This window comes from Bradyrhizobium sp. SZCCHNR1053, from assembly GCF_032381235.1.
Classification (GTDB): Bacteria; Pseudomonadota; Alphaproteobacteria; order Rhizobiales; family Xanthobacteraceae; genus Bradyrhizobium.
In genome coordinates, this window is record NZ_JAUHJM010000007.1 from 69,164 (window position 1) to 88,464 (window position 19,301).

At 64.7% G+C, this 19,301-nt stretch carries 18 protein-coding genes; 8 read left to right on the forward strand and 10 right to left on the reverse strand.

Annotated elements, in window-relative coordinates; translation table 11 throughout:
- Positions 1-46: 46 nt before the first annotated feature.
- From QX051_RS18115 to QX051_RS18145, 7 genes are all read right to left on the reverse strand, one after another.
- Positions 47-1,267 (reverse strand): phenylacetate--CoA ligase family protein, encoded by a 1,221-nt coding sequence (locus QX051_RS18115; protein ID WP_315777065.1) that lies wholly within the window; start codon positions 1,265-1,267, stop codon positions 47-49.
- A 126-nt stretch (positions 1,268-1,393) separates the two neighbouring features.
- Positions 1,394-2,233, reverse strand: coding sequence for an ABC transporter ATP-binding protein (locus QX051_RS18120; RefSeq protein WP_315759165.1), 840 nt, complete (start codon positions 2,231-2,233; stop codon positions 1,394-1,396).
- Between the two features lie 142 nt (positions 2,234-2,375).
- Complete coding sequence (locus QX051_RS18125) at positions 2,376-3,662, reverse strand: ABC transporter substrate-binding protein (RefSeq protein WP_315777066.1); 1,287 nt, start codon at positions 3,660-3,662, stop codon at positions 2,376-2,378.
- Positions 3,663-3,720: 58 nt separating this feature from the next.
- On the reverse strand, positions 3,721-4,794 hold the full coding sequence (locus QX051_RS18130) for a branched-chain amino acid ABC transporter permease (protein WP_315777067.1): 1,074 nt from the start codon (positions 4,792-4,794) through the stop codon (positions 3,721-3,723).
- Positions 4,795-4,903: 109 nt separating this feature from the next.
- The gene (locus QX051_RS18135) at positions 4,904-5,797 is read right to left on the reverse strand and encodes a branched-chain amino acid ABC transporter permease (RefSeq protein WP_315777068.1); all 894 of its coding nucleotides are present in this window, start codon (positions 5,795-5,797) and stop codon (positions 4,904-4,906) included.
- 121 nt (positions 5,798-5,918) lie between these two features.
- Complete coding sequence (locus tag QX051_RS18140) at positions 5,919-7,850, reverse strand: long-chain fatty acid--CoA ligase (RefSeq protein ID WP_315777069.1); 1,932 nt, start codon at positions 7,848-7,850, stop codon at positions 5,919-5,921.
- Complete coding sequence (locus QX051_RS18145) at positions 7,847-8,668, reverse strand: ABC transporter ATP-binding protein (RefSeq protein ID WP_315712912.1); 822 nt, start codon at positions 8,666-8,668, stop codon at positions 7,847-7,849. Before QX051_RS18145 ends, QX051_RS18140 begins: the two co-directional genes overlap by 4 nt.
- A gap of 330 nt (positions 8,669-8,998) precedes the next feature.
- Between QX051_RS18145 and QX051_RS18150 the strand changes: the two genes are divergently transcribed.
- From QX051_RS18150 to QX051_RS18160, 3 genes are all read left to right on the forward strand, one after another.
- Entirely contained in the window at positions 8,999-9,673 is a 675-nt protein-coding gene (locus QX051_RS18150; RefSeq protein ID WP_315777070.1) for a Crp/Fnr family transcriptional regulator, read from the forward strand.
- Positions 9,674-9,832: 159 nt separating this feature from the next.
- Positions 9,833-10,888, forward strand: coding sequence for a GDP-mannose 4,6-dehydratase (gene gmd / locus QX051_RS18155; RefSeq protein ID WP_409998110.1), 1,056 nt, complete (start codon positions 9,833-9,835; stop codon positions 10,886-10,888).
- Complete coding sequence (locus tag QX051_RS18160; protein WP_315777072.1) at positions 10,872-11,825, forward strand: GDP-L-fucose synthase; 954 nt, start codon at positions 10,872-10,874, stop codon at positions 11,823-11,825. The genes gmd and QX051_RS18160 overlap by 17 nt, the downstream gene beginning before the upstream one ends.
- 80 nt (positions 11,826-11,905) lie before the next feature.
- On the opposite strand, the gene QX051_RS18165 is transcribed toward QX051_RS18160, so the two are convergent.
- Complete coding sequence (locus tag QX051_RS18165) at positions 11,906-12,823, reverse strand: AraC family transcriptional regulator (protein WP_315777189.1); 918 nt, start codon at positions 12,821-12,823, stop codon at positions 11,906-11,908.
- 138 nt (positions 12,824-12,961) lie between these two features.
- Here QX051_RS18165 and QX051_RS18170 point away from each other — a divergent pair, with 138 nt between their 5' ends.
- Entirely contained in the window at positions 12,962-13,717 is a 756-nt protein-coding gene (locus tag QX051_RS18170; protein WP_315777073.1) for an SDR family NAD(P)-dependent oxidoreductase, read from the forward strand.
- Between the two features lie 25 nt (positions 13,718-13,742).
- Complete coding sequence (locus QX051_RS18175; protein WP_315777074.1) at positions 13,743-14,537, forward strand: N-acyl homoserine lactonase family protein; 795 nt, start codon at positions 13,743-13,745, stop codon at positions 14,535-14,537.
- A gap of 12 nt (positions 14,538-14,549) precedes the next feature.
- Here the strand turns inward: QX051_RS18175 and QX051_RS18180 are convergent, their stop codons facing one another.
- Positions 14,550-15,392, reverse strand: a complete 843-nt coding sequence (locus QX051_RS18180) for a uroporphyrinogen-III synthase (protein ID WP_315738991.1) — start codon at positions 15,390-15,392, stop codon at positions 14,550-14,552.
- A gap of 156 nt (positions 15,393-15,548) precedes the next feature.
- Between QX051_RS18180 and purU the strand changes: the two genes are divergently transcribed.
- Complete coding sequence (purU, locus tag QX051_RS18185; RefSeq protein WP_315738990.1) at positions 15,549-16,412, forward strand: formyltetrahydrofolate deformylase; 864 nt, start codon at positions 15,549-15,551, stop codon at positions 16,410-16,412.
- Positions 16,413-16,427: 15 nt separating this feature from the next.
- Here the strand turns inward: purU and QX051_RS18190 are convergent, their stop codons facing one another.
- Positions 16,428-16,679, reverse strand: coding sequence for a hypothetical protein (locus tag QX051_RS18190; protein WP_315738989.1), 252 nt, complete (start codon positions 16,677-16,679; stop codon positions 16,428-16,430).
- Positions 16,680-17,011: 332 nt separating this feature from the next.
- Between QX051_RS18190 and QX051_RS18195 the strand changes: the two genes are divergently transcribed.
- Positions 17,012-18,190, forward strand: coding sequence for an ABC transporter substrate-binding protein (locus QX051_RS18195; RefSeq protein WP_315777075.1), 1,179 nt, complete (start codon positions 17,012-17,014; stop codon positions 18,188-18,190).
- 238 nt (positions 18,191-18,428) lie between these two features.
- Positions 18,429-19,298 carry a branched-chain amino acid ABC transporter permease gene (locus QX051_RS18200; RefSeq protein WP_315738988.1) on the forward strand — a complete coding sequence of 290 codons (870 nt, stop codon included), beginning with the start codon at positions 18,429-18,431 and terminating at the stop codon, positions 19,296-19,298.
- Positions 19,299-19,301: the final 3 nt, after the last annotated feature.

A 19,301-nucleotide genomic window follows, 5' to 3' on the forward strand; every position in this document is an offset into this window, starting at 1 on the left:
CATGCCGCTGGTGCAGGGCTTCTACTTGAGCGGAACTTGCGCGCGCTCACCGCTCGTCGGCGATCACCTTGCCGTCGTTGGGCAGCGTGCCCGGCGCGACCAGCTCGACTTGGCCGCTGAGCTTGGTGACGCTGCGCAGGCTGGCGGCCAGCGCCTCTTGCAGGTCGGTTGCGGGCGCCGCGCACTCGGCCTTCAAGGTCATCGCGTCGGTCTCGCCGGCACGGGTTACGACCAGGCGGAGGCGGCCGAGCTCCGGGTGGCGCTTGCCGATCTCGGCGACCTGCTCGGGGCGCACGAACATGCCCTTGATCTTGGTGGTCTGGTCGGCGCGCCCCATCCAGCCCTTGATCCGCATGTTGGTGCGGCCACACGGACTGAGACCCGGGAGAGCGGCGGTGAGATCGCCGAGTGCCAGGCGAATCCAAGGATGGTGGGGATCGAGCGAGGTGACCACGATCTCGCCGACATCGCCCTCTTGGACCGGATCGCCGGTGCCGGGCCGGGCGATTTCGAAGATCAGGTCCTCGTTGACCACCATGCCCTCGCGCGCGGCAGTCTCGTAGGCGACGATGCCGAGATCGGCGGTGCCGAACGCCTGATAGGCGTCGATGCCGCGGCCCTTGATCTCGGCCTGCAGCGATGGCGGGAACGCCGCGCCCGACACCAGCGCGCGCTTGATCGAGGAGACGTCGCGACCGGCGCTGGCGGCGCCGTCGAGCAGGATCTTCAGGAAGTCCGGCGTGCCGCTGTAGCCGATCGGCCGGTAGGCCTCGATCAGCTCGAACTGCGCCTCGGTGTTCCCTGGCCCCGCCGGGATCACCGCGCAGCCGAGCGCGCGCGCCGAGGCGTCGAAGATGAAGCCGCCGGGCGTGAGGTGATAGCTGAAGGTGTTCAGCACCACATCGCCACTGCGGAAGCCCGAGGCGAACAGCGCGCGGGCGCCGCGCCAGGGATCGTTGTGAGCTGCTTCCGGCTCGAAGATCGGTCCGGGCGATGTGAACAGGCGCGAGAACGCGCCGGGCGCCTGCGTGACGAAGCCGCCGAATGGCGGCGCCGCCTTGTGCAGCGCCGGCAGCTCCGACTTGCGCAGCACCGGCAGTTGCGCGAGCGCGGCGCGTGTCGTGATGTCCTGGGGATCGATGCCTTGCAGCAGCGCGGCATAGGCCGGCGCCTTCATTGCGGCACGCAGCACGTCGGGCAGGCGGTCGAACAGATCCTGCTCGCGGGCTGCGGGATCACGGGTTTCGAGGGCGTCGTAGTGGGTCATCGTACCCAGTCCTTGAATCTTGCGGTCGTCATGCCCGGGCTTGTCCCGGGCATCCACGTCGTTCGTCGTTGCGGCTCGCGCGTGGATGGCCGGGTCAAGCCCGGCCATGACGAGGAGAGAGTTCGGCTACAGCCACCGCTTCCGCCGCTTGAAGCTCTTCAGGTTCTTGAAGCTCTTGCGCTGGTCGCCGGCGCCGCCGAGGTAGAACTCCTTGACGTCCTCATTGTCGCGCAAGGCATCCGCGGTGCCGTCGAGCACCACCTTGCCCTGTTCCATGATGTAGCCGTGGCTGGCGACCGACAGCGCCGCGCGCGCGTTCTGTTCGACCAGCAGGATGGTGACGCCGAGATCGCGGTTGATCTCCTTGATGATCGCGAACACCTCCTTGACCAGCAGCGGCGACAGGCCCATCGACGGCTCATCCATCAGGATCATCTTCGGCCGCGCCATCAGCGCCCGTCCGATCGCCAGCATCTGCTGTTCGCCGCCGGAAAGATAACCCGCAAGGCCGGTGCGTTCCTTCAGCCGCGGGAAATAGTTGAACACCATCTCGATGTCACTGTTGACCTCGCGATCGCTGCGCGTGAACGCCCCGAGCTTGAGGTTCTCCAGCGACGTCATGTCGGAGACGATGCGTCGGCCCTCCATGACCTGGAAGATGCCGCGGCGGACGATCTTCTCCGGATCGATGCCGTCGATGCGCGCGCCGTCGAACATGATCTCGCCGCGCGTCACCTCGCCGTCCTCGGTCTTCAAGAGGCCGGAGATCGCCTTCAACGTCGTCGACTTGCCGGCGCCGTTCGCGCCGAGCAGCGCGACGATCGCGCCCTTGGGCACGTCGAGGCTCAGCCCGCGCAGCACCAGGATGACGTCGTCATAGACGACCTCGATGTTGCGGACGGAGAGCAGGGGGGCGGGTGCCCCAGCAGTTGCGGCCGTCCGCAGATTTTCCAGTGTATCGGTCATGGCGACACTCTATCCGTCGTCATGCCCGGGCTTGACCCGGGCATCCACGCCTATCAGCGTGTGAAGCAAGACGTGGATGGCCGGGAGATTGTGCAAAGACGCGCTTCGCGCTTCTGCCCGGCCATGGCGCTGGTGTAAGGAACTACCACCCAGCCCATTCGGCTTTGCGCGGCAGCTCGATGGTCTTCACCTTCTCGAGCTTGATCACGCCCTTGGCCATGAGCTCGTTGAGGTCGCCATCCGTCGGACCCGTCACGCGCGCGCGATAGAGGTCGACTTTCATGGTGCCGCGGTGGTCCTTCTCGGTCCAGGTCGAGGGGCTGCAGACGCCTTCCATCCCTGCGGGCACCCAGTCCTTCTTCTGGTAGAAGCCCTTGGCGACGTTCTCGCCGGTGGCGCCGCCGTTCTTCGCAGCCCACTCGATCGCCTCCTTCATGTAGAGCGACGAGCAGACTGCGGCGACGTAGTGCACCGGGCGGTAGACCTTGCCGGTCGGGTCGGACATCTTCGAGATCTCCTGCACCGTCTTCATGCCCGGCGCATCGCCGCCCCAGGCCACCGAGGTGCGCAGCGGAAAGACGACGCCGTTGGCGGCATCGCCCGCGGTCTTGGCGGCGTTCTCGTCCATGCCCCAGACGTTGGACAGGAACTGCACCTCGACGCCGGCATTCTTGCAGGCCTTCATCACCGAGATGTTGGACGCCGCGGTGTTGCCCAGATAGGCGTAGTTCGCGCCCGAGCTCTTCAGGCTCAGGCACTGCGCGCTGTAGTCGCCGGGCGCGAGCGCGAACACCAGCGGCGGCAGCACCTCGAAGCCGAGCTCGGTGGCGAGCGCTTCGCCCGCAGCCTTCGGCGCGTTGGGATAGGGGTGGTTGGCGCCCATGTGGACGAATTTCGGCTTGCCCGGCTTGCCCTTGGCCTTCCAGTCCTCGGCCGCCCAGGTCAGCTCGGCGCGCAGCGCGTCCGAGTAGCTCGGGCCGTAGAAAAAGTTATACGGGGCGGGCTTGGCCTTGCCGCTGGTGCCTTCGGGGTCGGTCAGCGCGGCGGCGTAGGAGCCCGACATGTCAGGGATCTTGTCGTTGGCGAGGAAGCCGGTCAGCGCCTCGGTGTCAGCCGTGCCCCAGCCCATGATCGCCGCGACCTTGTTGTCCGGCGCCGACCACTTCTTGTACAGTGCGATCGCGCGCGGCACCTGGTAGCCATAGTCGTTGCTATCGACCGCGAGCTGCTTGCCGCCGATGCCGCCGTTCTTGTTGACCCAGGCGAAGCTGTCGACGACGGCCTGGCCATAGGGTGTACCGACGTCGGACGTGCCGCCCGACAGATCCTGCAGATGGCCGATCGCGATCTGCTGCGCCTGCGCCGTTGAAGCGAAGGCGCCTGCGAGCAGCGCGAGAGCCGCCGAGCCCAGCAATGATTTCATCGTCATAGTGCTTCCTCCTGTGGTGCGTTCGGGCCGGATTGTCGCCGGTCCCTGTTGGTTGAGTTCAATGTGAGAACGGATAAAGCTTCCAGTATGTCTTGATCTGTCGCCAGCGATGCGCCAGCCCGTCCGGCTCGAACATCAGGAAGGCGATGATGATCAGGCCGATTGCGATCTCGCGCAAAAAAGTGATGTTGTTGTTGAGCGCGAGCGCCTTGTCGATGGCACTGCCCTTCAGATTGTGGCTGAGCCACTCCATCGATTCCGGCAGCAGCACGACGAACGCGGTCCCCATCAATGTGCCCATGACCGATCCGGTGCCGCCGATGATGATCATGGCCAGGAAGAGGATCGAGCGCTCGATGCCGAAACCCTCCTGCGAGATCACGAGCTGGTAATGCGCGTAGAGCGCGCCCGCGATGCCGGCGAAGAAGGCGGCGAGGCCGAACGAGAGCGTGCGATATTTGGTCAGGTTGATGCCCATGATCTCGGCCGAGAGATAATGGTCGCGGATCGCGATCAGCGCGCGGCCGTCGCGGGTGCGCATCAGGTTGGTGACCAGGAGGTAGCAGACCACGACATAGGCCAGCACGACATAGAAATATTGCCGGTCGCCGCGCAGCGTGTAGCCTAGAATCGAGAACGGACTGGCCGAGGCCGGCACCGAGCCGCCGGAGAACCATTCGGCGCGGGAGAAGAAGTCGAGCAGGATATATTGCGCAGCGAGGGTGGCGATGACGAGATAGAGCCCCTTCAGCCGCGCTGCCGGAAGGCCGAAGATCAGACCAACGAGGGCCGTGATCACGCCCGCGAGCGGGATCGCGAAGAACACCGGGATGGCATAGGTGTTGTTGATGTAGGCCGAGGTGAAGGCGCCGAGCAGGAAGAAGCCGGCCTGGCCGATCGAGATCTGGCCGGTGAAGCCGACCAGGATGTTGAGGCCAAGCGCCGCGATCGCGAAGATGCCGATCTGGATCGAGACCGACAGCCAGTATTCGGAGAACGCCTGCGGCGCGAAGCACAACAGGATCACGCCCGCAATCGCGAAATTGCGGCTGGTTCTGGTCGGGAAGATCGTGGTGTCGGCCGCGTAGGAGGTGCGGAAGTCACCGGCGGGGATGGTGGAACGTGCGACCATGGCGGGCTCTATCTCGCCTGAGGCTTGAATTGCGTCATGGGCTCGCCCTTCCTTTTTGTTTGAGCATGATCGTTCCCGAAAACCGGCCTCCACTTTTCGGCGATCATGCTCATATCCGCTCGATGTCTTTGGTGCCGAACAGGCCATAGGGCTTGATCATCAGGATGATGATCAGGACGTAGAACGGCGCGATCTCGTAGAGATTGCCCCAGTGCAGATACTGGCTGTCGACATATTGCGCGATGTTCTCCAAGAGGCCGATGATGATGCCGCCGAGCACGGCGCCGCCGACGGAGTCGAGGCCGCCGAGTATCGCCGCCGGAAACACCTTGATGCCGTAGGCCGACAGGCCGGAGGAGACGCCGTTGACCACGGCGACGACGACGCCGGCCACGGCGGAGACAGTCGCCGAGATCGCCCAGGCCATCGCGAACACGTTCTTCACGGAGATGCCGAGCGACTGCGCGACCTGCTGGTTGAAGGCGGTGGCCCGCATCGCAAGGCCGTATTTGGAAGCCTTGAAGAACCACGCCATGCCAAGCATCATCAGGACCGACACCACGAGGCTCATGACGTAGACCGTTTGGATTTGCAGTCCGAACAGGTCGACGGACGTGCTGGCGAACACCGGCGGGAACGGCTGCGGGTTGACGCCGAACATCCATTTCAGCGCCGCCTGGAACACGGTCGACAGACCGATCGTGACCATGATGACGGAGATGATGGGCTCGCCGATCATCGGCCGGAGGATCACGACCTGGATCGCGATGCCGAACGCGAACATGAAGACCAGCGTGAGCGGCATGCCCACCCAGAAAGGCACTTGATATTTCGTCAGCAATGCCCAGCACACCCAGGCGCCGATCAGGAGCAGCTCGCCTTGCGCGAAATTGACGACCTGCGTCGCCTTGTAGATCAGCACGAAAGACATCGCGACCACGCCGTAGAGCGTGCCGACCACGAGGCCGTTGACGAGGAGTTGGAGGAGGAAGGCGGTGTTCATGATCGGTCTCACTCGTCATCGCCGGGCTTGACCCGGCGATCCATCGCATCAGAGATTTTCGCAATAGGATGGATGCGCGGGTCGAGCCCGCGCATGACGATCTCATGTGACGGAAGACTCATCACTCCGCGGCCTCCGCCATGGGTCCATGGTCGCCGAGGTCGACGACCTTCAGCGTGGTGCGGATGCGCTGGGTGGTGCCGTCCTGGAAGCGGATGATGGTGTCCACCGGGATGTCCGGCTTGCCGCCATAGATCCCGTCGATGATGCCGGCGTATTTCTCGTTGATGACGCTGCGGCGGACTTTGCGGGTGCGGGTCAGCTCGCCGTCGTCGGCGTCGAGCTCCTTGTAGAGCAGGAGGAAGCGGGCGATGCGCTGCGCCGGGGGCAAGGTCGCGTTGACCGTTTCCACTTCCCGCTGCAGCAGCGCATAGACCTCGTTGCGCGAGGCGAGATCGGAGTAGGTGGTGAACGCGATGCGGTTCTTCTCCGCCCATTTCGAGATGATCGAGTAGCGGATGCAGATCATCGCCGCCAGATGCTCGCGGCCGGCACCGAGCACGACGGCTTCCGCAATGTAGGGCGAGAATTTCAGCTTGTTCTCGATATATTGCGGCGAGAAGCGTTCGCCGCGTGCGGTCTCGGCGAGATCCTTGATGCGGTCGATGACGACGAGTTGCTTCTCTCGGTTGAAATAGCCGGCGTCGCCCGAGTGCATCCAACCGTCCTTGACGTCGGCGGTCGAGGCCTCCGGGTTCTTGTAGTAGCCCAAGAACATGTTCGGGTGGCGCACCAGGATCTCGCCGATGCCCTGGCTGTCGGGCTGGTCGATCTTGATCTCGATGTCCTGGGACATCGGCACGCCGGTCGTGTCGGGATCGACCTTGTCGTCGGGGTGCAGCGTGTAGGCCCCCAGCAGCTCGGTCTGGCCGTAGAGCGTGCGCAGGGGCACGCCCATGGCGCGGAAGAACTTGAACGTGTCGGGCCCGAGCGCGGCGCCGCCGGTGGCGGCCGAACGTAGCCGGGTGAAGCCGAGCCGGTCGCGCAGCGCACGGAACAGCAGCAGATCGGCAAAGCTCGAATGCTGACCCTTCTCCAGCGCGGCGAGGCCGGTCGACATGCCCAGATGATAGAGCCGCTGCTTCAGCGGCGAGGCGTCCATGACGGCGGCACGAACGTCGGCCGCGATCTGCTCCCACACCCTTGGTGCGAACAGCACGAAGGTCGGCGCGATCTCGCGGAAGTCGTTCATCATCGTATCCGGCTCTTCGACGAAGTTGACCTTCATCCGGCAGAGCAGACCTTTGCCGAGCACATAGACCTGTTCCATGATCCAGGGCAGCGGCAGCACCGAGACGTATTCATCGTTGGGGCCTTTGGGATCGAAGCTGAGATAGGTGGCGCAGTGTTTCAGCACGCGCGCCGCCGAGAGCATCGCGAGCTTGGGATGCGATGTCGTGCCCGAGGTGGTGCAGAGGATCGCGACGTCATCGCCGTTTGTCGCATCGACCATGTGGTCGTAGAGGCCGGGCTCGCGCGCCGCTCTGTTGCGGCCGAGCTCGGCGAGCTTGTCGGCCGGCAGCAGCCGGGGATCGTCATATTTGCGCATGCCGCGCGGATCGGAATAGACGATGTGCTTGAGCACCGGCACGCGGTCGGCGAGGTTCAAGAGCTTGTCGACCTGCTCCTCGTCCTCGGCGAAGACCAGCCGCGCCTCGCCATAGTTCAAGAGATAGGCCGCCTCGTCATCGAGCACATCGCGATAGAGGCCCAGGCTCAAGGCCCGGATCGCGTGGGTCGCGATTTCGGCCGCGACCCAGTCCGGCCGGTTGTCGCCGATGATTCCGACCACATCGTCCTTGCCGAGCCCGAGCTCGACCATGCCGAGCGCGAAGTCGCGCACCCGCGCCTGGTAGTCGACCCAGGTGAAGGTCCTCCACAGCCCGAGATTCTTCTCGCGCAGCGCAATCTCCTTGCCGTGCTCGCTTGCATTGAGGCGCAGCAGCTTCGGATAGGTGTCGGCCTGCCGGACGCGCCCTGCATAGTCCATCATGCCGCGTCCTCCGCGATGGACGGCGCCTCGTCGGGATCGACCAGCAGCTCGTCCTCCTCGCCGAGATAGGCGCGCTTGACGTGGGGATCGGCGAGCACGGCGGCTGGGTCGCCTTCGGCGATCTTGCGGCCGAAATCGAGCACCATGACGCGATGGGAGATGTCCATGACCACGCCCATGTCGTGCTCGATCATCACGACCGTCATGCCGAATTCCTCGTTGAGGTCGACGATGTAGCGCGCCATGTCCTCCTTCTCCTCGAAGTTCATGCCGGCCATCGGCTCGTCGAGAAGGATGAGATGCGGCTCGAGCGCCATCGCGCGCGCCAGCTCGACGCGCTTGCGCAAACCGTAGGAGAGGGTGCCGGCCGGCGCCTTGCGCACCGACTGCAGGTCGAGGAAGTCGATGATCTGCTCGACCTTCTCCCGATGCTTCAGCTCCTCCCGCCGTGCGCCGGTGAGCCAATAGAGCGAGCCGGTGAGGAAGTTGTTCTTCAAAAGGTGATGCCGCCCGACCATGATGTTGTCGAGCACGCTCATGTGGTGGAACAGCGCGAGGTTCTGGAAGGTGCGGCCGATGCCGATGTTGGCGCGCGCGCTCGGCGGCAGGCCGGTGATGTCGCGGCCGCGATGGAACAGGCGGCCCTCGGTCGGCTTGTAGCGGCCGGAGATGCAGTTGACGATCGAGGTCTTGCCGGCGCCGTTGGGGCCGATGATCGAGAACAGCTCGCCTTCGCGCACGCCGAAGCTGACGTCGGTCAGGGCTCTCACCCCACCGAAACGCAGCGAGACTCCGCGCGCTTCCAACGTATAGTCCAAGTCGTCCTCCCGAACTGTCTTCGGCGCTTGGCGCGCTCTTCAGGCATTGTGTCGTGCGACGTTGAGTTCGTCGCATCGGTTGCAATCCTATCCCGGGCATCGGTTCCGCGCCATCCGACGAATGACGGGCCACCCGAGCGGGTGCATTTTGCCGCATCTCAGGCGCGCGTCATCCCGTCCCAGGATGCGCGAGTCGAAGGCGGTGGTCCTCGATAGGGGAAAGCGCTATCAGGAACTGTCTTGCGCCTGACATTTCCCAGGCAAATTTCACCGCAGGATTGTTGCGATGCAATATGGTCGCCGCGAGCTTCCACGAGACGAGATGACGGCTTGATCTCTTCCGATACCCTTCTGCGCATCGCGCCATGGTCCCGCCATTTGAAGCCCGAGGAAATCGACACCGCCTCGTCCGGCATCGTCGAGCGTTCCTATGCGGCCAACGAGCACATCTTCGTTCGCGGCGACCCGTTCGAATACTGGACCGGCATCGTCACCGGTCTGGCACGCATGAGCACGGTGTCACGCGGCGGCAAGGCCACCACCTTCGCCGGCATGTCGGCGGGCGCCTGGTTCGGCGAGGGCAGCGTGCTGAAGAACGAGCCGCGCCGCTATGATGTCGTGGCGCTGCGCGATACGCGCGTCGCGCTGATGGAGCGGCCGACCTTCATGTGGCTGTTCGAGAACAGCGTCGGCTTCAACCGCTTCCTCGTCACCCAGCTCAACGAGCGGCTCGGCCAGTTCATCGGCCTGGTCGAGGTCGGCCGCACGCTGGATGCGACGGCGCGGCTCGCCCGCAGCATCGCTTCGCTGTTCAATCCGATCCTCTACCCGAATACGACCCGTCACCTGGAGATCACCCAGGAGGAGATCGGAGCGCTCTCGGGCCTGTCGCGGCAGAATGCCAATCAATGCCTGAAGACGCTGGAGCGCGAAGGCCTGCTGCGCGTGGAATATGGCGGAGTGACGGTCATCGATCTCGACAGCCTGCGCTGTTACGGGGATTAGATTCCGCTTTTCGCAGGCCCCTTCAGGGTCTATCCGGCGCTGGTTCGTCGTTGAGCTTGACCCGCGGCCTCGGCTGTGGACTGCTCACCGGGAACTCCGGCCTTGAAGGGCCGAGACGGTGTTGGAGTGAGTATGGCGGGGCAGGATTGCAGCGGTCGCGTGGCGCTGATTACGGGCGTCACCGGCCAGGATGGCGCTTATTTGGCCGAATATCTGCTCGGCCTCGGCTACACCGTGCACGGCATCAAGCGGCGGTCGTCATCCTTCAATACCGCGCGGGTCGATCATCTTTACCAGGATCCGCACGAAGGCAACGTGCCGTTCCTGCTGCATTACGGCGACATGACCGATTCCACCAACCTGATCCGGCTGGTGCAGCAGATCCGCCCCGACGAGATCTACAATCTCGCCGCCCAGAGCCATGTCGGCGTCAGCTTCGAGAGCCCGGAATACACGGCCAATGCCGATGCGCTCGGGGTTCTGCGCTTGTTGGAAGCCATTCGCATTCTCGGCATGGAGAAGCAGACGCGCTTCTACCAGGCCTCGACCTCGGAGCTGTACGGTCTGGTGCAGGAGATCCCGCAGCGAGAGACCACGCCGTTCTATCCGCGCTCGCCCTACGGCTGCGCCAAGCTCTATGGCTACTGGATCACCGTGAACTATCGCGAGGCCTATGGGATGTTCGCCTGCAACGGCATCCTGTTCAACCATGAGAGCCCGATCCGTGGCGAGACCTTCGTGACCCGCAAGATCACCCGCGGCGTCGCCCGCATCGAGATCGGCCTGGAGGAGACGATCTATCTCGGCAATCTCGAGGCCAAGCGCGACTGGGGCCATGCGCGCGACTATGTCGAGGGCATGCATCGCATCCTGCAGGCCGATACGCCCGACGATTTCGTGCTGGCGACCGGTGAGGCCCATTCGGTGCGCGAGCTGGTCGAGCTCGCCTTCGCCGAGGTCGATCGCCGCATCGAATGGCGCGGCGAGGGGGTCGAGGAGACCGGGATCGACGCCAAGTCCGGCAAGGTGGTGGTGCGGATCGACTCGACCTATTTCCGCCCGACCGAGGTCGACCTCTTGATCGGCGATTGCAGCAAGGCGCGCGACAAGCTCGGCTGGAAACCGAGGACGAGCTTCGCCGAGCTGGTCAAGGAAATGGTCGCCAGCGATCTGTGCGCCGCGCGGCGGGAGGCGAGCATTGGCAACGCCGTTTGATCTCGGCGGCAAGCGTGTCTTCGTCGCGGGCCATCGCGGCATGGTCGGCAGCGCGCTGGTGCGGCGGCTGGCGAGCGAAGGCGTCGAGCTGCTGACGGTGCCGCGCAGCGAGGTCGATCTGCGCGATCAGGCGGCCGTGTTCGCCTGGTTTGCCCGCGCCAGGCCGCAGGTCGTGTTCCTCGCCGCGGCGAAGGTCGGCGGCATCGTCGCCAACAACACGCTGCGCGCCGAGTTCATTTACGACAACATCGCGATTGCTGCCAATGTCATCCACGCCGCGCATGTGAACGGCGCCGAGAAGCTGATGTTTCTCGGCTCCTCCTGCATCTATCCCAAGCTCGCCCCCCAGCCGTTGCGCGAGGACGCCATGCTGACCGGGCCGCTGGAGCCGACCAACGAGCCCTATGCGATCGCCAAGATCGCCGGCATCAAGATGGTCGAGGCCTATCGCAGCCAGTACGGCGCCGACTTCATCAACGTGATGCCGACCAATCTCTATGGTCCCGGCGACAACTACCATCCTGAATACAGCCACGTCGTCGCGGCGCTGATCCGCCGCTTCCACGAGGCCAGGCTTGCGGGTGCCGGCGAGGTCGTGGTCTGGGGCACCGGCACGCCGCGCCGCGAATTCCTTTATGTCGACGACATGGCGGATGCCTGCGTGCATCTGATGAAGACCTATTCGGATTCGGAGCTGGTCAACATCGGCACCGGCGAGGACATCACGATCGCCGATTTCGCGCGCGTCGTTGCAGCGGCCGTCGGCTACACAGGAGCCATCGGCTTCGATACCTCAAGGCCCGACGGCACGCCGCGCAAGCTGCTCGACGTGTCACGGCTCGCGAAGCTGGGCTGGCGCGCCACGACTTCGCTTCAGGACGGCCTCGCGCGTGCGTATCAGTCGTTCCTCAAGGAGACGGGGCATGGCGCAGAGTAACGTCCGTCCTTGCGAGCCGCGGCAGCGTCGAAGCCGTCCAGGACCGAACGTGAGACGCTGACTTGCTCCGCGACCCCCTGTCATTCGGCCGCGCGTCCCTCGGCGGCTCCTTGCACAGCCCCTATCTTGCTGCGCACCGCCTTGATCTCGCGCACCGGCGACGAGCCGAACATCCGGCCGTATTCGCGCGTGAACTGCGGCACACTCTCATAGCCGACGGCAAAGGCCGCGCTGCCTGCGGTCATGCCCTCCGCCAGCATAAGCCGTCGCGCCTCGATCAGCCGAAGCTGCTTCTGGAACTGGAGCGGCGACAGTGAGGTGAGGCTGCGGAAGTGCTGGTGGAATGACGACGGGCTCATGCCCGCGACGGCCGCCAATTGCTCGACCCGCAAGGGCCGTGCAAACTCGGTGCGCAGCACGGCCACTGCGCGTGCGATACGCTGCGCGTGGCCATCCGGCCAGCCGAGACGACGGATCGCCGTTCCATGCCGGCCGGTCAACAGCCAGTAGTGCATCTCGCGCAACAACTGTCCCCGCAGCACCGGTATCGATTCCGGACGATCGAGCAAGCGCATCAGACGTAGTGCAGCGTCGGCCACCTCGCGATCGGTCGGGTCGACTCGGACCGGCGTTTGGTCGTCTCCGCCGGCGTCATCCATCTGTGCCGAGAGATCGGTGAGAATCGCCGGATCGAGCTCGAGCACGAGCGAGAGATAGGGCGCCGCGATGCTTGCGCGCGTGATCTGGCTGACGGTCGGCACGTCGGCCGTGATCAACAGCGAATCCCCAGCGGAAAAGCCGAAGCCCTGGCCGCCCATCGTGACATGCTTGCTCCCCTGCACGACGAGGCAGACCAGCGGCCGCGAGATCGCGTAGAGGAGGCCGCTGGGCGCGGTCGCCCGTACGGTCATCAGGCCCGGGATTGGTGTTTGGCCAATACCGGCACCGTCGGCATGGGCTTCGGCGTGGCGGCCCACGGCGTGAAGGAGCGTGCTCATCATGGTCCGAGCCTAACCGGTCGACGCCGGCGATGCACCGCATTTTGGAGGATTAGGCAAGAAGCGGCGAGCTTCCGGCAACAAAGGCGCGCGCGCCTGGTCGATATCGGGGTGGTCAAGACCGCAGGAGTTCAGACCATGACCAAGATTGCTCTCGTGACCGGTTCGAGCCGAGGCCTCGGCCGCAACGCCGCGCTCAACATCGCCCGCCGCGGTGGCGACGTCGTCCTCACCTACCAGTCCAGAGTGGACGACGCTCACGCGGTCATGGCGGAGATCGCTGCGCTGGGCCGCAAGGCTGTCGCCTTGCAACTGGACACCGGTGACGTCGCAGGTTTCATGTCGTTTGCCGAGCGGCTGCGGACCGCGTTGCGCGAGACCTGGGGCCGAGAGACGTTTGACCATCTCGTCAACAATGCCGGCCATGGCGACTATGCCTTGATCGGCCAGACCACTGAGGCGCAATTCGATCGCCTGGTCGACGTCCATTTCAAGGGCGTCTATTTCCTGACGCAGACATTGCTGCCATTGCTCGCCGATGGCGGCCGCATCGTCAACCTGTCCTCCGGCCTGACCCGTACGTCGTTTCCCGGTTACGCCGCCTATGCGGCGGTCAAAGGCGCGGTCGAGGTGCTGACCCGTTACATGGCGAAGGAATTGGGGGGCCGCAGGATCGCGGTCAACACGGTGGCGCCCGGCGCGATCGAGACCGATTTCGGCGGCGGGGTAGTTCGCGACAATCCCGAGATCAACAAGGTGTTTGCGGACATCACCGCGCTCGGCCGCGCCGGCCTGCCCGACGACATCGGGCCGATGATCGCGAGCCTGCTGTCGGAGGACAATCGCTGGGTCAACGCGCAGCGGATCGAAGTCTCGGGTGGACAAGGCATCTGAGACGAGCAAATCCGGGAGATCTCCCATGTCAGTTTCAGCAGGACCCGCCGGCACCATCGATCGGCTCTACGTGCTGGATGCCGGGCTCGCGGTCGCGCCAGATCGATCGGTCTATACGCCAGGACAGTGGGAGGGCGAACAGGTCACGTTGAGCTGCAATGCCTACCTGATCCGTCGTGGCGGCGCCTGGATCATGTGGGACACGGGCATCGAGGATACGATCGCAGAGGAGGCCGGCGGCCGGATCATCGCCCACGGCATCAGGGGCGTCGTTGCGCGCCCGATCGTCAGCCAACTCGCCGATATCGGACTTGTGCCCGAGGATGTGGCGACGGTCATTCTGTCTCATGCGCATTTCGACCATGTCGGCAATGCGCGGCTGTTCGCGCATGCCACGTGGCACATCCAGCGGGACGAGCATCGGGCGATGTTCGGTCCCGACTATCGACAGCATGGCTATGTGCCTTTGCTTTACGAATGCCTGAGGCAGGCAAAGGTCGAACTGATGGACGGAGACCATGACATGTTCGGTGATGGTTCGATCCGTGTGATCGCGACCTCAGGACATACGCCAGGGCACAGTTCGCTGCTGGTCCGGCTCGCGAACACCGGGCCGATCCTGCTGTCAGGCGACGTTGCGCATGACCGCTACAACATGGAGCATCGCCGCGTGCCGACCATGAACGCCGATGCGGAGCAGTCGCAACGATCGATGGCGCGCGTCGATGCCGTCGTTCGGGCCGAGGGGGCGCAGCTCTGGATCAACCACGATATCGTGCAGAATGCGACGATCGCACACGCGCCGTCCTACTTCGATTGAGTTCCGGGCCGTTCAGCTCGTCGCCGTCCGCGGCGGCTTTCCACTGAGCGTCACCGCCATGGCCGAGATCAGCGGTTTCATGAAATAGGCCTCGCCCGCGGGCGTGATCGTCGGCGCAACGCCATGGGCATGCAGCTCCTCGGTGACCACAGGCCCCACGGAGGCGATCGGCGTGCGCGCCAGTCCCTGGCGCAGGCGGTCTTCGACGCCATGTGCCTTGGCGACGTCGAACAGCCGCCGCGGCTGGCCCGAGCTCGTCAGCGCGATCGCGTCGACCTTGCCGGCGATCATCTCGTCGATCGCGGTGAGGATGTTCGCATCCGCGGCCTTGGCGTCGTAGACGTAGGGCAGCACCGGATCGACCTCGGCGCCCGCGGCCGCGATGGCGCCGATCAGCGCCGCATGATCCTTGTCGGGATAGAGCTGGAGGCCGAGCCGGTGGCCTTTGAGGTCGAAGCGCGCCAACAATTCGGCGACGCCTTCCGACGTCGGCTTCTCGGTCGTGACCTGCGGCTCGAGCCCGAGCTCGCGCAAGGCGCGGCCCGGCTTGGGGCCGCGGGTGAACTTGCGGGCCTTGCGAAGCGCCGCGATGAATTCGGTCTCGAGCCCGATTCTCCGCACCACCGTCATCAACCGCCGCAGACCTTCGCCGGTCATCAGCACGAGATCATCCAACGGCCGCTCGATGCAGCGGCGGATCCAGGCTTCGATCGGCGCGGGGTCCGGCGCATCCTGGATCGTGAACATCGGACATTGCAGCACGTCGGCGCCTTGCTCGGCGAGCAGCCGCGAGAACTGCGCCTCCTCGCGGGTTTCCAGGATCAGGATGCGGTTGCCGGTCAGCCTGTCAGCCATGGCGATGCTCGAAGTTTGAGAGTTGATGTTTTGTTCATCCTGCCCCCGCGCCGAGCGTTGGCGCAAGGGCGTGGAGGGTGATAGAGCAGGGCCCGAACGGGCGCCAAGCCTGCCGCATCATTCATCCTCACATCATCCGCCCGGTACGTCATCGCCATGTCCGACCACCAGTATGTCCTGACCCTGTCCTGCCCGGATCGTCCCGGGATCGTCTCGGCCGTCTCCACCTTCCTCGCCCATAACGGCCAGAACATCCTCGATGCCCAGCAGTTCGGCGACTTCGAGACGGGGCACTTCTTCATGCGGGTGGTGTTCACGGCCGCCGATCTCGCCGTCAACCTGCCGGCGCTGCAGACCGGCTTCGCCGCGATCGCCGAGCGCTTTGCGATGGACTGGCAGATGCGCGACCGCGCCGGGCAGCGCCGGGTGATGCTGCTGGTGTCGAAGTTCGACCATTGTCTGGTCGACATCCTCTATCGCTGGCGCACCCGTGACCTCGCGATGATTCCGACCGCCATCGTCTCCAACCATCCGCGCGAGACCTATGCCGGGCTCGATTTCGGCGACATCCCGTTCCACCACATGCCGGTGACCAAGGACACCAAGCGCGACCAGGAGCAGGCGATCCTGAAGCTGGTCGATGAGACGAAGACCGATCTCGTCGTGCTGGCGCGCTACATGCAGATCCTGTCGGACGAGATGTCGGCGAGCCTGTCGGGCCGCTGCATCAACATCCATCATTCGTTCCTGCCGGGCTTCAAGGGCGCAAAACCCTATCACCAGGCCTATGAGCGCGGCGTCAAGCTGATCGGCGCCACAGCTCATTACGTGACCCGGGATCTCGACGAGGGTCCGATCATCGACCAGGATGTCGAGCGCATCAGCCATCGCGACACGCCGGAGGACCTCGTGCGCAAGGGCCGCGACATCGAGCGGCGCGTGCTGGCGCGGGCGATCCGCTATCACCTCGAGGATCGCGTCATCCTCAACGGCCGCAAGACCGTCGTCTTCATGGATTGATGTCGCGACCGCGCGTCAGCGGCCGGGGACGGTCGCCTGCGCGTTGGCGTTCGACTGCGTCTCCTTGTCGCGTTCGGCGGCCGGCATCTGCCGCTGCCGCTCGCGCTCCTGCATGAAACGGTCGTATTCCGGGGTTCCTGGACGGGGCGGCGCACCGGCCGGCAGGCCGCCGGCCCATTGCGGCATCAGATCTCCCATCCCCGCGCCGACCTTCTCATTGATCGACGAGCAGCCGGCGAGGATCGGCCCGGCCACGGCCAGAAGCATCGTTGCGGCCGGAAAGAGCCTGGTCCGGGGGTGGCGTCTAGCCGGCATTGACGGAGGACCTTTCGTGCTGCGGGCGACCCGCGGCCCGGACCCTAACGATTTGCCATCAATTGGTAAAATTTGGCCGTTCGATGATGCCGGTACTAATATACCAATCACGGATTGGTGGTCCGTTGCGGAAACCTACCGTTCACGAAGCCTCCCATGATCGCCATTGACAATGGGGTCCCGAGTCCGCAGCGATGCGCCCGCGATATCGTGAACGAGATCGCACGGTTAAGACAACAATGGCCGGGGGCTCCGGTCCTGATCCGACCAGGGAGGTAGTTTCAATGTTCGTGCGAAGCAAGACACTGACGCTCGCCAGTGCGGCTCTTGCCGCGGCTGCGCTCGCGTCCGGTGCGGCGCGGGCCGAAGACGCATTCAAGATCGGCTTGATCTTGCCGATGACCGGTGGCCAGGCGTCGACCGGCAAGCAGATCGACAATGCCATCAAGCTCTACATGCAGCAGAACGGCGACACCGTCGCCGGCAAGAAGATCCAGGTCATCCTCAAGGACGACGCCGCGCTGCCCGACAACACCAAGCGTCTGGCGCAGGAGCTGATCGTCAACGACAAGGTCAACGTGATCGCCGGCTTCGGCGTGACGCCGGCGGCTTTCGCCGCCGCGCCGCTTGCCACCCAGGGCAAGATTCCGGAAGTCGTCATGGCCGCCGGCACCTCCATCATCACCGAGAAGTCGCCGTACATCGTCCGCACCAGCTTCACCCTGCCGCAGTCCTCCACCATCATCGGCGACTGGGCGGTCAAGAACGGCATCAAGAAGGTCGCCACCCTGACCTCGGACTACGCGCCGGGCAACGACGCGCTGGCCTCGTTCAAGGAGCATTTCACCGCCGGCGGCGGCGAGATCGTCGAGGAAATCAAGGTTCCGCTGGCGAATCCCGACTTCGCTCCCTTCCTGCAGCGCATGAAGGACGCCAAGCCGGACGCCATGTTCGTGTTCGTGCCGGCCGGCCAGGGCGGCAACTTCATGAAGCAATATGCCGAGCGCGGCCTCGACAAGAGCGGCATCAAGGTGATCGGACCGGGTGACGTCACCGACGACGACCTGCTCAACGACATGGGCGACGCCGTGCTCGGCGCCGTCACCGCGCACATCTATTCGGCGGCGCATCCGTCGGCGAAGAACAAGGAGTTCGTCGCGGCCTACAAGAAGGCGTTCAACAGCCGTCCAGGCTTCATGGCGGTCGGTGGCTACGACGGCATCCATCTGATCTACGAGGCGCTGAAGAAGACCGGTGGCAAGACCGACGGCGATTCCCTGATTGCTGCGATGAAGGGCATGGCCTGGGAGAGCCCGCGCGGTCCCATCTCGATCGATCCGGAGACGCGCGACATCGTTCAGAACGTCTACATCCGCAAGGTCGAGAAGGTCGACGGCGAGCTCTACAACGTCGAGTTCCAGACCTTCGACGCCGTCAAGGATCCGGGCAAGGCCAAGAAGTGACGCGATAGGCGTCATCTCAAGCGCGCACGGACCGTGCGCTCCCTCCCCCGCCTGCGGGAGAGGGCTGGGGTGGGGGCACCCCACGGCACACGCGTCGTGTGGAGAGATTTCCCCCACCCGGATCACATCGTTCCGATGCGATCCGACCTCCCCCGCAAGCGGGAGAGGCGCAGACCGAGCAAGCGTTGTATGCATGCCCTTCGGATGAAGGGATGACCGGGGACTGAAACTCGACTCCATGACCGCCATCCTCACCAACCTGTTCGACGGCGTCGCTTACGGCATGCTGCTGTTCGTGCTGGCCTGCGGGCTCGCCGTGACGCTCGGCCTGATGAACTTCGTCAACCTCGCCCACGGCGCCTTCGCCATGGCCGGCGGCTATGTCTGCGCCGTGCTCGTCAACCGAATGGGATGGCCGTTCTTCGCAGCGCTGCCGCTGGCCTTCGTCGCGAGCGCCATGATCGGCGCGCTGCTGGAGCGGACACTCTATCAGCATCTCTATGCGCGCAGCCATCTCGACCAGGTGCTGTTCTCGATCGGACTCGTCTTCATGACGGTGGCCGCTGTCGACTACATCATGGGCTCCTCGCGAATCTTCATCAAGCTGCCGGACGTGCTGCAGGGCCAGTTCGACGTCTTCGGCGTCGGCATCGGCCGCTACCGGCTGATGATCATCGTGATCTGCGGCCTGCTCACAGTGGGGCTGCAGCTGGTGCTCTCCAAGACGCGGTTCGGCAGCCGGCTGCGCGCCGCGGTCGATGATCCGCGCGCGGCGAGCGGCCTCGGCATCAACGTGCCGCAGGTGTTCGCCTTCACCTTCGCGTTCGGCTGCGGACTGGCCGGCCTCGGCGGCGCGCTCAGCGCCGAGATCCTCGGCCTCGATCCGTATTTCCCGCTCAAGTTCATGATCTACTTCCTGATTGTGGTCACCGTGGGCGGCTCGTCCTCGATCACCGGGCCGTTCCTGGCCTCGCTGCTGCTCGGCATCGGCGACGTTGCCGGCAAATATTACGTGCCGAAGCTTGGCCCTTTCGTCATCTACACCATCATGATCGTGATCCTGATCTGGCGCCCGAACGGCCTGTTCGGTCGCACGGCGACGCGGTGAGGA